General features: G+C 36.2%; 20 protein-coding genes, 2 pseudogenes and 1 riboswitch. Of the genes and pseudogenes, 1 reads left to right on the forward strand and 21 read right to left on the reverse strand.

Features of this window, described 5'->3' with window-relative positions; all coding sequences use genetic code 11:
* Positions 1-111 precede the first annotated feature (111 nt).
* From JCM19034_RS02380 to JCM19034_RS02455, 21 genes and pseudogenes are all read right to left on the reverse strand, one after another.
* The gene (locus JCM19034_RS02380) at positions 112-672 is read right to left on the reverse strand and encodes an FAD-dependent oxidoreductase (RefSeq protein WP_062046955.1); all 561 of its coding nucleotides are present in this window, start codon (positions 670-672) and stop codon (positions 112-114) included.
* A gap of 100 nt (positions 673-772) precedes the next feature.
* Positions 773-1,558, reverse strand: a complete 786-nt coding sequence (locus tag JCM19034_RS02385; protein ID WP_062046957.1) for an ABC transporter permease — start codon at positions 1,556-1,558, stop codon at positions 773-775.
* Positions 1,555-1,974: a hypothetical protein gene (locus JCM19034_RS22720; RefSeq protein WP_231686770.1), complete on the reverse strand. Its 420-nt coding sequence runs from the start codon at positions 1,972-1,974 to the stop codon at positions 1,555-1,557. Before JCM19034_RS22720 ends, JCM19034_RS02385 begins: the two co-directional genes overlap by 4 nt.
* Positions 1,962-2,441, reverse strand: coding sequence for an ABC transporter ATP-binding protein (locus JCM19034_RS22725; protein ID WP_231686771.1), 480 nt, complete (start codon positions 2,439-2,441; stop codon positions 1,962-1,964). Before JCM19034_RS22725 ends, JCM19034_RS22720 begins: the two co-directional genes overlap by 13 nt.
* 14 nt (positions 2,442-2,455) lie before the next feature.
* The gene (locus JCM19034_RS02395) at positions 2,456-2,650 is read right to left on the reverse strand and encodes a PLD nuclease N-terminal domain-containing protein (RefSeq protein WP_062046959.1); all 195 of its coding nucleotides are present in this window, start codon (positions 2,648-2,650) and stop codon (positions 2,456-2,458) included.
* Positions 2,643-2,873, reverse strand: a complete 231-nt coding sequence (locus JCM19034_RS02400) for a sigmaY antisigma factor component (protein WP_231686772.1) — start codon at positions 2,871-2,873, stop codon at positions 2,643-2,645. Before JCM19034_RS02400 ends, JCM19034_RS02395 begins: the two co-directional genes overlap by 8 nt.
* On the reverse strand, positions 2,870-3,181 hold the full coding sequence (locus JCM19034_RS02405; protein WP_062046961.1) for a YxlC family protein: 312 nt from the start codon (positions 3,179-3,181) through the stop codon (positions 2,870-2,872). The genes JCM19034_RS02400 and JCM19034_RS02405 overlap by 4 nt, the downstream gene beginning before the upstream one ends.
* Positions 3,178-3,711 (reverse strand): RNA polymerase sigma factor SigY, encoded by a 534-nt coding sequence (gene sigY, locus JCM19034_RS02410; RefSeq protein WP_062046963.1) that lies wholly within the window; start codon positions 3,709-3,711, stop codon positions 3,178-3,180. Before sigY ends, JCM19034_RS02405 begins: the two co-directional genes overlap by 4 nt.
* Positions 3,712-3,986: 275 nt before the next feature.
* A complete protein-coding gene (cysI, locus tag JCM19034_RS02415) occupies positions 3,987-5,705 on the reverse strand; it encodes an assimilatory sulfite reductase (NADPH) hemoprotein subunit (protein WP_062046965.1) in 1,719 nt (572 codons plus the stop codon).
* A 26-nt stretch (positions 5,706-5,731) separates the two neighbouring features.
* Positions 5,732-7,051: pseudogene (locus JCM19034_RS02420) on the reverse strand (assimilatory sulfite reductase (NADPH) flavoprotein subunit); the annotation flags it as partial.
* A 26-nt stretch (positions 7,052-7,077) separates the two neighbouring features.
* Entirely contained in the window at positions 7,078-7,242 is a 165-nt protein-coding gene (locus JCM19034_RS24480) for a flavodoxin domain-containing protein (protein ID WP_370621776.1), read from the reverse strand.
* On the reverse strand, positions 7,187-7,573 hold the full coding sequence (locus JCM19034_RS24485; RefSeq protein WP_370621777.1) for a flavodoxin domain-containing protein: 387 nt from the start codon (positions 7,571-7,573) through the stop codon (positions 7,187-7,189). Before JCM19034_RS24485 ends, JCM19034_RS24480 begins: the two co-directional genes overlap by 56 nt.
* Before the next feature lie 255 nt (positions 7,574-7,828).
* Positions 7,829-8,494 carry a thiaminase II gene (gene tenA / locus JCM19034_RS02425; protein WP_062046967.1) on the reverse strand — a complete coding sequence of 222 codons (666 nt, stop codon included), beginning with the start codon at positions 8,492-8,494 and terminating at the stop codon, positions 7,829-7,831.
* Positions 8,495-8,516: 22 nt separating this feature from the next.
* On the reverse strand, positions 8,517-8,972 hold the full coding sequence (locus JCM19034_RS23880) for an ABC transporter ATP-binding protein (protein WP_269431655.1): 456 nt from the start codon (positions 8,970-8,972) through the stop codon (positions 8,517-8,519).
* On the reverse strand, positions 8,944-9,258 hold the full coding sequence (locus tag JCM19034_RS23885) for an ATP-binding cassette domain-containing protein (RefSeq protein ID WP_197276328.1): 315 nt from the start codon (positions 9,256-9,258) through the stop codon (positions 8,944-8,946). The genes JCM19034_RS23880 and JCM19034_RS23885 overlap by 29 nt, the downstream gene beginning before the upstream one ends.
* Positions 9,259-9,273: 15 nt before the next feature.
* Positions 9,274-10,317, reverse strand: a complete 1,044-nt coding sequence (locus JCM19034_RS02435; protein ID WP_062046974.1) for an ABC transporter substrate-binding protein — start codon at positions 10,315-10,317, stop codon at positions 9,274-9,276.
* Positions 10,235-10,510: a hypothetical protein gene (locus JCM19034_RS22155; protein WP_197276329.1), complete on the reverse strand. Its 276-nt coding sequence runs from the start codon at positions 10,508-10,510 to the stop codon at positions 10,235-10,237. The genes JCM19034_RS02435 and JCM19034_RS22155 overlap by 83 nt, the downstream gene beginning before the upstream one ends.
* Complete coding sequence (locus tag JCM19034_RS02440; RefSeq protein WP_197276330.1) at positions 10,486-11,103, reverse strand: ABC transporter permease; 618 nt, start codon at positions 11,101-11,103, stop codon at positions 10,486-10,488. Before JCM19034_RS02440 ends, JCM19034_RS22155 begins: the two co-directional genes overlap by 25 nt.
* Positions 11,104-11,183: 80 nt before the next feature.
* A riboswitch (TPP riboswitch) is annotated at positions 11,184-11,294 on the reverse strand.
* 42 nt (positions 11,295-11,336) lie between these two features.
* Positions 11,337-11,534 carry a hypothetical protein gene (locus JCM19034_RS02445; protein ID WP_062046976.1) on the reverse strand — a complete coding sequence of 66 codons (198 nt, stop codon included), beginning with the start codon at positions 11,532-11,534 and terminating at the stop codon, positions 11,337-11,339.
* A gap of 150 nt (positions 11,535-11,684) precedes the next feature.
* Positions 11,685-12,496, reverse strand: a pseudogene (locus JCM19034_RS02450) (histidinol-phosphatase).
* A 135-nt stretch (positions 12,497-12,631) separates the two neighbouring features.
* Positions 12,632-13,390, reverse strand: coding sequence for a DeoR/GlpR family DNA-binding transcription regulator (locus JCM19034_RS02455; protein ID WP_062046978.1), 759 nt, complete (start codon positions 13,388-13,390; stop codon positions 12,632-12,634).
* A 224-nt stretch (positions 13,391-13,614) separates the two neighbouring features.
* Between JCM19034_RS02455 and JCM19034_RS02460 the strand changes: the two genes are divergently transcribed.
* A complete protein-coding gene (locus JCM19034_RS02460) occupies positions 13,615-14,289 on the forward strand; it encodes a TatD family hydrolase (protein ID WP_082393687.1) in 675 nt (224 codons plus the stop codon).
* Positions 14,290-15,198 lie beyond the last annotated feature (909 nt).

Raw genomic sequence — 15,198 nt, forward strand, 5'->3', positions numbered from 1 at the left:
TGGATTCCCTTAAATTCTAACTAATTATCAACATTAAAGTTTAACAGAGCCAAAATAAAAAAAGAGTAGAGCCATTACTAATGGACTCTACTCAAAATCATTCTATTAAGATTATAATACATCATGGTCAACGTAACGCTCACCATTTAATTCACTAATGACATTAATTGCTACCCTTGCACCATCACCAGCTGTAATAATTGTGTGTACACTTTGATTTGCAACTGTGCCGGCAGCCCAAATGCGTTCTTTGTTCGTTTTACCTGAAATATCAACATCGACAACTTGTTTAATACGAGGCTCAGATCCCTCTTTTGTAGCTACTCCACTTTTTTCAGCAAGCTGTGCAATAGCTCCAGTTGCTAGAATGATATGCTTCGTTGTGTATGTACCGTTTTCTGTTTCAAGCACGTATTCATTTTCTTTTTCAGTAATTGAAATAACCTCTACTTCTTTCAATTCTGCACCGAATTTTGTTGCTTGTTTCTGTCCAACCTCTAACAGCTGTGGTCCTTCTATTCCATCGACACCATAATGATTTTCGACCCAAGCTCGTGCTGTCATGCTTTTTCCATGATCGAATAATACGGTTTTCTTACCCGCCTTTGCTGAAAATAATGCTGCACTTGCTCCTGCTGGTCCTGCTCCAATAATTGCAATTTCATAACTCATACCTATCACTCCTCTTTCTAAAGTTACATACTATTTTATCGAAAGTTGAAGAGAGATAAAAAGAATTTGCTTACAATTTTTATTATTTAAACAATTTAGATTATTGGTCTGCTTGATGGTGTTCCGATCGTTGAAATTGGAAGATAGCTGCTATTACAAGTAATGCAGTGATAATCAAACTGCTAGTGCACACAATCCAAAAATGAGACGATGGTTCATTCATTAAAATAAACATTGCTTCGTTACTCAAATTAGCGGGACTCCATTCCATGTATTTCGGTAGTAATTGACTTAGAACAGTTATTCCAACTAAAGCAACGACACTCACACCTGCAATTCCACCTGATTGTTTTATGACAGTACTAACAAACGTGACAACGGCAATTGTCAACAGCAACCACAAATGATAAGTAAGGAAACTTTTAATCATTATTTCAAATGATACCGAAGAGAATAACACATTCGTATAATACCACGTTAGCAAATAGCTTAAAAACATTGAAACAGATAATATAAAGAAATGTGCTACATATTTGCTTAAAATAAAGTGAACGGAATGAACTGGTCGAACCATAATAAAAGTTAAAGAGCCATTTCTTCGCTCATGAGCAATCATATTCATTGACGCTAATATAAATAGAAGGGTTCCAATCATTCCATATTGAGATAATGTTCCACTTAATACTTCTGCACCTGAAGGTGTTGGAAGTTCAATCACTGTACCTTCTGGTAAATTGCCGGCCATTTCAAGAAGTTGAGGCATATAATAGCTTGTAATCGGTTGAGAAATACCGATTACAATTAGCGTAATCGGAAGCCAAATCCATTTACCATTTCGAATACTTTCTTGCATTTCTTTAGTAAATAAAATCAAAAATGTTCTCATTGATCCACCACCTTTAAATATGCGTCTTCTAATGTCTCTCTTTTTAACTCGTAATGTGTTACTAGAATTTTTTCATAAATAAAAGTAGCTAAAATTGATCCACCTTCACGTTTGCTGTTTACATAAACGAAAGCAGTAGACTTATCTACTAGTTCATATTGATGATCTTTAAATATAGACAGATATTCTTTCATATGACCATCAATTGTTAATTTTAGAACGACCGACTCGTCATGCTGTAACTCCCCTAGTGGGCCATTCCACTTGATTCTTCCTTCTTTTAGAATAATAATATCATCACAAATTTGTTCTGCATCATGAAGGATATGTGTAGAAAAAAGAATCGTCATTTCGTTTTTTAATGTTTGAATTAAATGTAAAACATCACGTCTACCTTGTGGGTCTAATGCTGACACGGTTCATCAAGAATTAATAAATCAGGCTCATGTAGAATCGCCTGTGCCAATCCTAGTCTTTGCTTCATTCCACCAGAAAAGCTAGCTATTCTCTTCTTTTTTTCATTGGACAATCCGACAAATTCTAGAACCTCATTCATTCTTAATTTTAGTCGATCTTTGTTCATTTTCGCTAACTGCCCTGATAATTGCAAAAACTCACTTGCTGTCATCCAATTAAAAAATGAGGGATATTGTGGTAAGAAGCCAATTCGTGATCGAATATCTTGTTTTGTTGCCTCGTTAAAGGAAATGTCACCGGTTGATTTCGTTAATAATCCAGCCAGCATTTGCAAAGTTGTCGTTTTACCCGCCCCATTAGGACCTAATATCGCAACACACGTGCCTTTACGAATTGAAAACGTTAATGGATGAACAGCTGTTTGATCTTTGTATTTTTTTGATAAGTTTCTAACTTCAATAAACAATCGTCTCTCACTCCTTAATTGTGTTTACGTCCGAATAAAAAATACCCAATTGCACCGAGTGGCATAACGAACAAAATGAGGATAACCCAAAGCCATTTCGGACCATTTGTTGTTTCTTGCTTCATTAAATGAAACATAGCAACCAACATTAAAATAAGTTGTAAAACAATAAGCGGTGCTACTAGTGTAAAGACATTCATTTCATTCATTTGTAACGAACACTTCCTTTCTTCTTCCGTCGATTCTCAGGCCATATAACAAATAGAAAATAAAAAAGAATTGGCATTGGGAAACCTGTAAGCCCCAAATACCCCAAAACCATTTAAACCCTCTTCTTTTCTGAGCATCTTTAAATAGCCAAATGCTTTGTATAAAAAGGATAATGCTTAGTAAAATGAGGATGCTCAGATTCAATTCTTTTAATTCATTCATGATGTCACCTTCTTTTTCTTACGATTAAGGTGAAGGAGAAGGAGTGGTGCACCTACAAGTGCAGCAATTTGTAAAATGAAATAAGCATGAAAAGATTGGTAAATGATTGTAATGGAACCGATCATTATACAAACAGCGATGAGTATAAACAAATAAAGCTCTTTTTGATAAGCTCGTTGCTTTTCTTTTTGTAGTTGTTCAAATAACTGTTGTTTATGAACCGATTCATTCCATTCATCACCAAGTCGATCAACCTGCTCCCAATCCTGCTTTAATGATTGGATGACTCGTTGTTCGTGGCTACTCATTTTTCTTTCATCTCCTTTCTAATAAGTTTAATACCGTAATAAACTCGTGATTTAACAGTTCCTCCTTTCATTTTCAGCATTCTTCCAATTTCGTCATACGTATAGCCATAATAATGATGTAACAAAATCGGTAGTTTGGTTTTTGCTTCGAGTTGATTAAATTCTTCAAAAAACTCACTCCAATCTAATTGCTGTTGATCGGCTCTCCATTTTAATTGCCTCGTTAGTGCAATCTTCATTTGTTGCAATAAAGACTTATCACGCTTTTCCTTCCTCATTTTGTCAACATACAGACGAGAACCGATTGAAATGAGCCATGTCGAAAATTTACTATCACTACGAAAAGAATCGATACGCAGGTATGCCTTTAACATCGTTTCTTGACATAAGTCCGCACTAAACTGTTCATCTAACGTTAGTTTTAAGAAATATTTAAATAGAAAAGAATAATAGCGATTATATAAAATTGAAAAAGCTTCCTCCTCTCCGCTAATGGCTTGTTTAATTAAAACTTGCTCATCTTCTGTCATAAAGACCTCCTATACGTTGCGGACATCCATAAGACGTTCCCCAAAGTACAATCGTTCAAATTATTTCATATTTTTTTTAAATAGTTATTTGCATCCAACTGAAGGTTGGTTATATTGTTATGAATGAATTAGTCCGTTCACAATCGGGCTGAATTTTTCAATAAAACGAGACACGACAGGAGAAACGTGTTATACAAGTATTTACTATCAATCATATGGAAAATGAAAAAAGGTGCTTTACGTGGTTCATTTCCCACATAAAGCACCTTTAACGATTATTCGTGAAAATTAGTACCGTCTGTTGTCGCCTTAATAATGCCAGCACGAATCACAAAATCACCAAAATGTTCACCTTCGTTACGCTCTTTTGCATATCGTGGTAGCAATTCATTTAACTCCGCTAAAATTTCAGCTTCACCAATGTTTTCGCGATAAAGCTTACTTAAACGACTTCCATCAAATGCTGCACCTAAGTACATATTATATTTTCCTGGTGCTTTTCCAATAAAGCCAATTTCAGCTAAAGTTGGTCGAGCACAGCTGTTCGGACAGCCTGTCATTCGAATTGTAATCTCTTTATCACGTAAGCCATTTTTATCGACGATTTCTTCAATTTTATCAATTAAAGTTGGCAAATAACGTTCCGCTTCAGCCATTGCTAAACCACAGGTTGGCAACGACACACAAGCAAGTGAGCTTCGACGTAAGGCAGAGTAAGGTGCACCATCGGTTAAACCATATTGTTCAATGATATCACTAATTTGCTTTTTCTTTTGACTAGAAACGTTAGCAATAACGAGGTTCTGATTTGCTGTTAAGCGAATATCTCCAGTATGAATTTTAGCAATTTCTTTTAACGCTGTCTTTAGCTTATAATTTTCTGTGTCAACAATTCGACCGCCTTGAACAAAAAGAGTATAATGCCAGCGACGATTTACACCTTTTTCCCAGCCGTAACGATCACCATTATGATCAAAGTGAAATTCTCGTGCCTCTTCTAATTTCCAACCGAGACGACGTTCAAGCTCTTCTACGACATTTTCTAAACCTAAGCGATCAACTGTATATTTAAAACGCGCATTTTTTCGAACAGAACGATTTCCGTAATCACGTTGAATCGTGATGATTTTTTCGGCAACATCCACCATTTGCTCTGGCTTACAAAAACCAATGATCTTACCTAGCTGCGGATAAGTTGCCGTATCACCATGAGTCATGCCCATACCGCCACCAATTGCAACATTAAATCCTACTAACTGATTATTTTCTATAATCGCAATATAACCAATATCCTGTGAAAACACGTCAATATCGTTTGATGGTGGAACCGCAATTCCAATTTTAAATTTACGTGGTAAATAAAGTGGACCATACATTGGCTCTACTTCTTCCACATCCGGTGTTCCCGCTACTTTTTCTTCATCTAACCAAAGCTCATGATATGCTTTTGTACGTGGAAGAAGATCATCACTTAACTTTTTAGACCACTCGAACACTTCAGCATGAACTTCCGATTGGTATGGATTTGGATTACACATCACATTACGATTAACGTCACCACAGGCTGCGATCGTATCAAGCATTGACGCATGGATTTCTTGCATCGTTTTCTTCATATTCCACTTTAGAATCCCATGCATTTGAAATGCTTGTCGTGTTGTTAGCTTTAATGTGCCGTTTCCATATTTATCTGCAAGCTCATCCATTACTAACCATTGCTCAGGTGTAGAAACCCCACCTGGCGTACGAACTCGAAGCATAAATTGATAGGCAGGTTCTAACTTTTGTTTTTGTCTTTCGTTACGCAAATCGCGATCATCCTGCAAATAACTACCATGGAACTTCATCAAACGGTTATCGTCGTCAGGAATACCTGAACTTAGACGATCAAGCATCGTTTCTTCTAACGATCCACGTAAATAATTACTTTCTTCTTTAATTCGTTCAACATCACTTGGCTTACCTTCTGGTGTTGTTAAGTTTGAATTACCCATGTTGCATGACTCCTTCCATTCCTAAATCAATAAACATCTCGTTGATATCGTTTTTGTTGCTGCATTTCTGAAAGGTATTGTTCTGCCTGTTCACGGTTCATCTTACCTTCTTGCTCGATAATATTGATTAAGGTTTCGTGAACATCGTGTGCCATATGTTTCTCATCACCACAAATATAAATAACAGCCCCTTCTTGAATCCAAGAATATAGCTCTTGACTATGCTCACGCATGCGATGTTGAACATAAACCTTTTGATCTGTATCCCGTGAAAAAGCAACATCCATTTTCGTTAAAACACCATCTTTAAGCCATTGTTGCCATTCTGTTTGATAAAGAAAATCCGTTACAAAATGTTGATCGCCAAAGAACAGCCATGACTTACCTTGTGCTTCCTGTTCTTCACGCTCTTGCATAAATGCACGAAACGGAGCAATTCCTGTACCAGGGCCCACCATTATAATAGGCGTGTCTGGATTTCCAGGTAATTTAAAGTTCGGATTTTTTTGAATGTAGATCGGTAGCGTGTCACCAGGTTCAAGACGTTCCGCACATAAAGTTGAACAAACGCCCTTACGCTTTCGTCCATGAGCTTCATAACGAACAGTACCAATCGTTAAATGAACTTCATCTTCACTTGCAGCGTAACTACTCGCAATCGAATACAAGCGACCAGGCATTTTACGTAAAATAGAAATCAATTCTTGTGCTGATACGCCCCATGGGCCAAAATCTTGTATTAGATCTAATAAGTCACGTCCATGTACATATTCTCTTAATTCAGCTTCATTCCCAGCTGATAATAATTTACGTAGCGATTCGTGATTTGATAACTTTAATGCTTGCTCCAATAACGGTTTGGTTAAAACAGTAATTTCAAAATGCTTCGTAAGAGCATCTTTTAATGATAAAACATCTCCTTGCTTGTTTATGGTGACAATTTCCTCTGGATCCCAATTTAACTCATCCAATATTAATTGGACTAATCCAGGATCATTTTCAGGATAAATCCCTAACGCATCACCCGGCTCATATTGTAGTCCTGATCCTTCAAGAGATAATTCAATATGACGAGTTTCCTTATTAGAACCACGTCCATTTAAATTAATGTTTTCCAAAACTTCAGCATAAAAAGGATTTGTTCGCGAATATTCACTTTCAACCGTAATGGCTGTCGTCTCATTCGTTACTTGTATAGCAGAGGTCGTACCTTCACTCAATCCTGCAAGCACACCGTCAAGCCATTCTGCCGCAGGCTCATCAAAATCTAAGTCACAATCGACACGCGGATGAATACGTGTAGCACCAAGCTCTTCTAAACGTTGATCAAATTCTTTACCAGTTTGACAGAAAAATTCATAAGAGCTGTCACCTAGCGATAAAACGGAATACCGTAACGAATCAAGTTAGGTGCACGCTTGCCGTGTAAAAATTCATGAAAAGTTAATGCGTTATCAGGAGGATCTCCTTCTCCGTGAGTACTAACAAGAATTAATAAATTTTCTACCTTTTTTAAATTTTTTCGGTTTGAAATCATTCATTGATAAAATCGTGCAGTTAAATCCTTTTTCAGTTAACGTTTTGCCTGAATGCTCAGCTAGATGTTGAGCATTACCGGTTTGTGATCCATACAAGATCGTTACATCTTTTGAAATAACCTGCTCCACAGCTGTATTTGCATCTGGTGCTGCTTGATTTTCTGAAGATTGTGTTTGAGGAGCGTTTGGATGAATAGCTGTTTGATTTTGCGTAGCAGCTAAATATCCAGTCAACCAAATTTTTTGTGATTCTGTTAATGTAGGTAACAGCTTATTCAATTGCTCTACCTGTTCTTCATTAAACGGACTGTTCAAAACATGGAGTTGCAACAAATTCCACCTCACAATTAATATAAACTAATCATACGTTATATTATGTAATAAGACTAGTTTCGACATTTTCTACTTCATTATTTCATACGATATAAAAAAATGATACTATAATCATAGCTTCACTATTCCTATAAGTCAAGTTGGATTTAGCATTCAAACCGTTTATTTTATTGAATTTCAGCAAATACCAAACATAGAAAAAAGCTATTCAAAAGGGCTGTATTTCCCCTATTTGAATAGCCTTAAATTTGATTATACTGGCCACTCTTCTAACGTGTAGGCCATTTGCCAAAACATATATTCATACTTACTGCTTTTAATAAATATGTCCTCCATCCGCTTTTTCTCTTCATCAGAAGCACGACTTGCCAATTCATCAATTCGGTCAATTTGTTCTTTAACAAGATTTCCAAACCATTCGTCGCCATATGTATCAATCCACTTTTGATAAATCGCAACTCCAGGCTTAGCTCCTTTAAACTTTTCTCCAATTTCCCAGTATAGCCAGTAGCACGGTAAAATTGCAGCAATAACATCACCTAACGTTCCTTTATAGGCAGACGCAAATAGGTGGTTCGTATAAGCCACAGCAGTTGGTGCTGGGTTTTCAACAATAATTTGCCCATCATTTGAAAGACCAAGCTCTTTTGCGAACCCTTCATGTAGCATATGTTCCGCATCATAGGTGGATTTAGCATGTAAAGCCATCCGGCTTGTCGTATAGAAATCGTTAGCCTTTGCTGCACCGATCGATTGTACCTGTGCATATTTCGATAAATAATAAGAATCTTGCTTTACATAGTGTTTGAATGCTTCAAGGGGTAAAGTACCATCAGCAACTCCTGTCACAAATGGGTGTTCAAAGCTTGCTTTCCAAATAGAATCTACTTGCTTTCTTAAGTGTTCTGAAAATTTCATAAAGTCATTCATCCCTTCTAAATTAATTGTTTAGTGATTGCACTAGCTTACTCTTTAGTGACATATACTCATCTGTAAACGACATTTCTTTCTTTCTAGGTCGTGGAAGGTTAACCTCGTATTCTGTGAGAACGTAGGTTGGCCGTGCTGCTAAAACATAAACACGATCTGATAAGAAAATAGCTTCATCAATACTATGCGTAATAAACAAAACCGAGCGCTGCCATTTGCTCCAAATATCTAACAGCCATTCATGCATGCTTTCACGGGTTAACGCATCAAGAGCACCAAAAGGTTCATCCAATAATAAAAGGTCATTTTGGTGAAGAAACGTTCTTAATAGTGCTGCTCTTTGTTTCATCCCACCCGATAAAACATGAGGGTAATAATGAGCATAGCCCTCTAGGCCAAATAAAGGAAGTAATTCCATTGCCTTTTTACGCGATTCTTTAACATTTTTGTTTATTAATTTGAGCACCAATTAATGCATTCTCCAAGACAGTCTTCCATGGTAGTAATAAATCCTTTTGCATCATATAACTAACGTGATTACGCTCACCGATTATAGAACGTTTTTCTAGGAGAATATCTCCTTTTTGCGGTTTTTCTAAACCAGCAATTAAATTAAATAAAGTACTTTTCCCACACCCGCTCGGCCCAATTAACGAGACAAACTCCCCTTTATTTACTGTTAAGTTTAATTTATCTATAACCGTCGTTTGATCTGAAAATGCGTAATGAATATTAGACAATTGTAAATACATAGCTGCTCCTTTTATTTAAGGAAGAAATTGATTCGTCATCGCTTCTTCAGTTGGTACATCTTCTTCAATTAATTCATTCTCCAGCATCCATCCCGTATAAGTATCCCATATGTCAATTTGCTGATGTCCCCAAGCCTCGGCATCTCCTTTATAACGCGAACTTAACCATTCTTGTGATGCACGAATTAAATCCTCATCTGTCTCGGGTGTTGCTTCAATTAGTATATCTGCAGCTTCATCAACATGCTCAATTGCAAATTCGTAACCACGACTAATCGCATGCATAAATTTCTCAACGAGTTCAGGACTTTCTTCTACAACTCCATCACTACTAATAATAACGGGTGAATAATACGTGAAAACTGGGTCAATATCACGTAAATAAATCATATTAATATCAACACCACGTACTTCTGCTTCAACTCCAGTCCATCCATAGAAAATCCATTGAAAGTCGATTTCTCTAGATGTATTGACAAAGAAATCAGATGTCCCGACTGTAACATTTTCAACCGTTGATGCGTTGGCACCTTCTGTCTTCATAACTTCAGCAATCATAACGTCTTCCATAGGAGATCCCCAGCCTCCGTATGTTTTTCCTTCAAAATCTGAAGGAGACGTTATATCCTTTTCAACAGGTGACGCAAAACCAGATGTATGTTCTTGAATGATCGCTGCTAATGAAATAACTGGAATGTCTGTTGACCGTGCGACAGTTACATTATCTTGAGAGCTAATCCCAAAATGGGCTTGTCCAGAAGCAACCATTTGTTCCGCTCCTTCTAATGCAGGTTCAATAATCGTTACATCAAGTCCCTCTTCTGCAAAATAACCATTCGCTTGTGCAACATAAATACCTGTATGATTCGTATTCGGTACCCAATCTAGCACAATCGTTGCTTCAAGAAGCTCATCATCGTTTGTAGCCGTTTCCTCTTCTTCGGAAGAGGGAGGCTCAATTTCGCTTGAAGGATTTTCATCCACCTCCTCCTGCTCTGTTCCACAACCAACTAAGCTCAAAGTGATCGCTACTATCACCATTACCCAAAAATGTTTCATATCTCTCCACTTCCTTCTCTTTTTTATATGTATATTTCCAAGGCATCGCCCAACGGCTAATTAGGACGATAATCGAAAATAAGATACAACTTAAAAATGATATAATCATAATCGATACAAATACTTTATCAGTAGCAAATGAGTTTTGTGCTCTCACTAAATAAATACCTAATCCTTTACTAGCACCAACCATTCAGATATGACTGCCGCCAAAACACTATAAGTTGCAGCTATCTTTAAGCCAGTAAATAAATACGGCAATGCATGGGGAATACGGACAAAGCGTAATGTTTGCAGTCGACTGCTTCCCATTGATTGCAATAACCGAATCATGTCACGATCACTAGACTGCAAGCCTTCGATCATATTTACGGCAACAGGGAAAAACGTCACTAATGCCACAACTAATACTTTCGGTAACATTCCATACCCAAACCAAATAATTAATAAAGGTGCAATTGCGATAATTGGAATCGTTTGCGAGAAAAGCAGCAATGGATATAGGCTTTTTCGTAGCATAGCCGATGAATCCAATGTTAAGGCAATACATAAAGCTACTATAATGCCCAGACCAAAGCCAAGTAATGCTTCCATTGTCGTAACCCAAACATGTTCCGGCAATAAGCTCCAAGACTGACTAAAAGCAAGAACAATCTCAGTTGGAGCTGGTAGGATATAGGACTCAATTTCAGTCATCCATACGACTAGCTCCCATATCACAACAAATACAAAAACCGTTATAATTGCTGGTAGCGCACTTCTTGTTGATTTTAAGATTTCTTTCATGAATACCCCCCTCCTCTTCAAACCAAAAAACGTCTACATGCGTGGAGGCATGTAGACGTTCATTACTGAAATACGTATACAAAAAATAACACATACATCCCTCCGCTGGAATTACCCAGATCAGGTTAAAGGGTCGATATCTTCATCGGGATATCCTCTCAGCCAACCTCATAGCTCCCCTAGCCAATTTAGTTTTCTAGTAAATCATAACATAATCATTATTATAAGCCAAGCTAATTCATTAACTCTACGATCCACCAAGCAACTAACACAACGACTAAAATGACAGGAAAGACGAGAAAATAAACAACTGACATATGTTTCATGCTTTTTTTGCTATCGTATTCTTCATCTGTTGCAGATGTTAATTTTAATGTAATGACTAGTGCAACAACGCAAACAATAAATGACAGTACAACAGGAAATAACATATAAGACTCCTTTTTGAGGATTTTAAAATTTCATTTATTTTAACATATTCCATTCGAAAATGAATGGGATAATGTAATGACCATAAATATATTATGTAAACTAATTAATGCGATAAGCTCACTATTATGATAGAGCTTATCGCATTATTGCTATAGGTTCGTAACAACAGGTTTTCGATTAATAAAATATACCCACTCTTTATAACCGATTTCTTTTAATTTTTGGCGAACAACATCGAAATCATCAGCTATTCGCTCCGGATGATGTGCATCAGATCCAAACGTAACAGGAACTTCGTAGAACAAAGCACGTTCTAATATATCATCTGCTGGGTACCATCCTCCAACATCCTTAGTTTTCCCAGACGTATTGATCTCTATTGCCACTTGCTCTTCACCAATGATTTTTAAAGTCTGATCAACCATTTCAGTTTTTAACGTTGAAAAAGGTGGATAAAAGCCTTTCATTGCATCAATGTGTCCCAATATTTGAAATAAACCACTTTGAGCTGATGCTTTTATTTGTTCGTAATATCTCTCTTTTACTTGAATACGCTCTGCATCAGTTAATGAATCGAACCTTCCTCTTTGAAATATATTAATGCCATCAACGAAATGAACAGAGCCGATAATATAATCAAATTGATATTTCTTATATTGCATTTCGTAATGGCTAATATGTTCAGCAAAGAAATCACTCTCTACGCCCAGTAGTACGTGAATACGATCTTTGTATTTCTCCTTTAACCGACCTACTTCTTCAACATATGCCTGAAATTCACTCTTTTTCATCGTAATTCCTGGGTACAAATGATCATCTTCACTATAAAAGTGAGGTGAGTGATCTGATATGCTATATAATCTAAATCATATTGAATCGCTTGCTTAATATAGTCCTCAATTGTGCCAATTGCGTGACCACATCGTTCGTGATGAGTATGTAAATCAAATCTAACTGCCATATTACCCTCCTAGTATTACCATTTATAGTTATTAGTTTATCATATTTCGCACTACTACAATAAGGGTAACTCTATTAAATCTAATTTCCTCTCAACACATAAGGTAACATAGCTTTAGCATTACCTGTTTTTATTCTATGATTTTACAATCGTTAAAGGCAAATCATGAAATTCTGCTAATTGCTTATCAGTCGTAGAATGATCTGTGATAATTATCTGCACACTTTCTAAGGAACCTATACGGGCAAAGGCTTGAATTCCGAATTTTGAATAATCAGCTAATAAATAGGTCTGATCCGATATTTCTATCATTTTCCTTTTCACAATTGCTTGGAGCTCATTTGAATCACTAATCCCTCTTTCGTGATGAATGCCCTGACAAGATAGAAAAGCTTTATTAACATGATACTGCTCAAGAAAGTCCGTTGCCATCGGTCCGACAAATGACAAAGACCGAGGAAGCAACATCCCACCTAATGAGATAACCGTTACTTTATCGTGCTGGGCCAACTCCATTGCTACTTTTAATGAATTTGTTACAACAGTCAGAGCGATATTAGGTAAAAGCTTTGCCATATACCAAGCCGTCGTACTTGCATCTAGAATAATTCGATCATGCTCTTCCACATACGTGAGTGCTGCCTTTGCTACTTCTGTTTTTTCTTTTACATTACGAATCTCCCGTTCAAAATATGGTGCTTCAACTTGATTTGTTTTAATGCTAACTGCTCCACCGTGACTTCTGCGCAGCTTTCCTTCCTTTTCTAGCCGTTCTAAATCTCGACGGATCGTTTCCTCTGTCACCTGAAAATGTTGACTTAGCTCTGTAACTCGAATACTACCACGTTCATTGACAAGTGCTATTATTTTTTCATGTCTTTCCGCTACAAGCATTTAGTCACCCCATAATTATCTTTGTTTATGTTTGAATGTTTTTATTTTAGCATGATCATGTTGACTATCATAGTCAATTACGATAATTTCTAACGATTATATGTAAATAAATTGAATCCATACTCAACGATGAATCAGCTCTTGCAGAAATATGTTCTAGCAATTCATAATGATAAGTATAAGCTCTGAAAGATCGATTAGTTTGATATAAAGGAGAATGCACAATGATTGACGCACATATACATTTAGATCAATACTCTGATAAGAAATTACGAACTAATATCCCCCTATGGCAAGAATTAGGGATCAAACATGTTATTGCCGTTTCAACAAATTTAGCTTCAGCTTATAGAACACTTGAACTGAAAGTAGCATATCCCCATTTTGTGAAAGCATGTATTGGCTTCCATCCTGAATTTGCACAACCAACATCTAAAGAAATCGATGAGATGAAACAATTGATCAAAATAGAACGTACAAAATTGACTGCCATTGGAGAAATTGGTCTCCCTCATTACGAGGCCAATCATGTAGCAAAAATGCCGTTTTATATTCAATTACTAGATGAATTATTAGCCACGGCAAAAGAATATCAACTACCCGTTGCCCTTCATGCTGTTCATGATAAAGCAGCTACGGCTCTTTCCATATTGCAAAAGAACGACATTCAACAGGCTCACTTCCATTGGTTTAAAGGGCCAAAAGACGTGTTATCTGACATCATTCAATGTGGTTATTATGTGTCTATTACACCAGAAATTTGTTACCTAGAGCGCGATCAAAAACTCGTTCAGCATGTACCCCTTCACCAATTGTTAATTGAAACGGATGGACTTGGCAATATGACAACGTATTTCATCATCAACAAACAACACCTCTACTTCTATTCGAGATCATAAAATGTTTACGTCTGCTTACAAACAAAACGGAAAAAGAGCTCATTCACCAAATAGAATTAAATACGAAACAATGCTACTCATTGTAGATAAAGTATAGTTCAACAATTTTGTTTATCATATCAAATGAAAGGAACTCCTTAATAAACTACCATAGATGATTGCGATACTGGAAAAGACCAATAACGTTAATAAAACCTTTATTGAAATTGACATATACCTCTCAATCCTTTCATCTATTATGTTGGTGCTGAATCCTATATATAGAAAAGATTAGAGAGATATAAGAAGGAGAGTATAAAAATAGAATACTTAGTCGTAATTATTACTTCATCTAACAAATGATAATAGTATAGACATTGCATTTTAATATTATTTTCTACTTTCCATGTGTTTCCTCTTTTAACAACCTTAATAAACGACTACTTTTAAACACTGCAAGAAAATATATTAAGATATTTTTTTGTTAAAACTGTAAATTTTTTAGGGGATTATAGTAACTAATGGAAAGTTATGTCATTGTGCCTATATAAGATTTATAATGGGAATGTTTAGTAGAGGAAGTGAGCTTATTAAAAAATATCTTGGCTTTTATTTATTTTGTGTTTCTTTTAGTTAATTTCTTGTATGTCTCTTGAAAGTACAGAGGACAAAGAAACTCCTTTCCATACCTTTAAATTTGATGAGGTGACTATTCACTTCATTAATATAGGGAATGCAATAGAGTCTCAAATTTTAACTGAAGACAACCTCATCAATTCGAGCATAATTTCAAATGAGTTATTGAACGACGATATCGTATGGGAATACGAGGTGATAAATACACCTGAAAGAACTTTCTCTTATTTTTGGGGGACTTACTCAGGTGATATAGACAATATAACTTTAGACATGGATTACGATACACATATC

The sequence above is a fragment of the Bacillus sp. JCM 19034 genome (assembly GCF_001310635.1).
Lineage (GTDB): Bacteria > Bacillota > Bacilli > Bacillales > Bacillaceae_D > Halalkalibacter.

Bases quoted from the DNA above. Each gene is read 5' to 3' on its own strand.
- JCM19034_RS02380 (WP_062046955.1), bottom strand. From the start codon at position 672: ATGAGTTATGAAATTGCAATTATTGGAGCAGGACCAGCAGGAGCAAGT.
- JCM19034_RS02385 (WP_062046957.1), bottom strand. From the start codon at position 1,558: ATGAGAACATTTTTGATTTTATTTACTAAAGAAATGCAAGAAAGTATT.
- JCM19034_RS02395 (WP_062046959.1), bottom strand. From the start codon at position 2,650: ATGAATGAAATGAATGTCTTTACACTAGTAGCACCGCTTATTGTTTTA.
- JCM19034_RS02400 (WP_231686772.1), bottom strand. From the start codon at position 2,873: ATGAATGAATTAAAAGAATTGAATCTGAGCATCCTCATTTTACTAAGC.
- JCM19034_RS02405 (WP_062046961.1), bottom strand. From the start codon at position 3,181: ATGAGTAGCCACGAACAACGAGTCATCCAATCATTAAAGCAGGATTGG.
- sigY (WP_062046963.1), bottom strand. From the start codon at position 3,711: ATGACAGAAGATGAGCAAGTTTTAATTAAACAAGCCATTAGCGGAGAG.
- cysI (WP_062046965.1), bottom strand. From the start codon at position 5,705: ATGGGTAATTCAAACTTAACAACACCAGAAGGTAAGCCAAGTGATGTT.
- JCM19034_RS24480 (WP_370621776.1), bottom strand. From the start codon at position 7,242: ATGATTTCAAACCGAAAAAATTTAAAAAAGGTAGAAAATTTATTAATT.
- tenA (WP_062046967.1), bottom strand. From the start codon at position 8,494: ATGAAATTTTCAGAACACTTAAGAAAGCAAGTAGATTCTATTTGGAAA.
- JCM19034_RS23885 (WP_197276328.1), bottom strand. From the start codon at position 9,258: ATGTATTTACAATTGTCTAATATTCATTACGCATTTTCAGATCAAACG.
- JCM19034_RS02435 (WP_062046974.1), bottom strand. From the start codon at position 10,317: ATGAAACATTTTTGGGTAATGGTGATAGTAGCGATCACTTTGAGCTTA.
- JCM19034_RS22155 (WP_197276329.1), bottom strand. From the start codon at position 10,510: ATGGTTGGTGCTAGTAAAGGATTAGGTATTTATTTAGTGAGAGCACAA.
- JCM19034_RS02440 (WP_197276330.1), bottom strand. From the start codon at position 11,103: ATGAAAGAAATCTTAAAATCAACAAGAAGTGCGCTACCAGCAATTATA.
- JCM19034_RS02445 (WP_062046976.1), bottom strand. From the start codon at position 11,534: ATGTTATTTCCTGTTGTACTGTCATTTATTGTTTGCGTTGTTGCACTA.
- JCM19034_RS02455 (WP_062046978.1), bottom strand. From the start codon at position 13,390: ATGCTTGTAGCGGAAAGACATGAAAAAATAATAGCACTTGTCAATGAA.
- JCM19034_RS02460 (WP_082393687.1), top strand. From the start codon at position 13,615: ATGATTGACGCACATATACATTTAGATCAATACTCTGATAAGAAATTA.